1 protein-coding gene and 1 pseudogene are annotated in these 538 nt (G+C 48.3%); both read right to left on the bottom strand.

Annotated elements, in window-relative coordinates; genetic code table 11:
• A partial coding sequence (locus tag E5329_RS29350; protein ID WP_275443904.1) for an IS91 family transposase occupies window positions 1–422 on the bottom strand: 422 nt, incomplete at its 3' end.
• Window positions 419–538 (bottom strand): annotated as a pseudogene (locus E5329_RS29345) (tyrosine-type recombinase/integrase); the annotation flags it as partial. The gene E5329_RS29350 and the pseudogene E5329_RS29345, both read right to left, overlap by 4 nt.

Below are 538 nucleotides of genomic sequence, written 5' to 3'. Positions count from 1 at the left end.
CCTATGTCTGCCCCAAGGTATTTTTTATCTCTGGCAAGTTCGCTTAACGTATCGGAGGCAGCATGATAAAGGGCCTTGTACAAAAGCTTCTGGTTGCTGTAAATGACGGGATTAAGTTCTTCCGGTACAGTGAAAACCACATGAAAGTATGGGGCGTCCAGTATATCCTCCCTGCGGGCATCCACCCATTTTTCCCTCGGGAACTCCTGACACATAGGACAACACCTGTCCCGGCAGGAATTATAATGGACGGAAATACAGCCGCAGTCCTCGCAGACGCTTACATTGACGCCAAATGCGCCGGTTTTGCAGTTCATGATGTGATAAACTGCTTTCTGCTGTGCCGCAGACAGTTCATGGGTTTTCTCATAGTCAGGATAAAAGCGGTTAAACACATCCTGTATCGTGCAGTTTTCGCTCATGACCCACCGCCTTCCAAAACATCAAAAGGGCTGCGGATTCCAAGCAGCGTTTTGTTGCTTACATGCAGATATACATCTGTAGAGCGGGGATCGACATGGCCAAGAAGTGACTGGAT

Origin of the sequence: Petralouisia muris, from assembly GCF_004793545.1 — a bacterium.
Classification (GTDB): Bacteria; Bacillota; Clostridia; order Lachnospirales; family Lachnospiraceae; genus Petralouisia; species Petralouisia muris.
The sequence above is the reverse complement of the archived record's forward strand: the minus strand, read 5'-3'. Positions and strand labels throughout refer to the sequence as shown.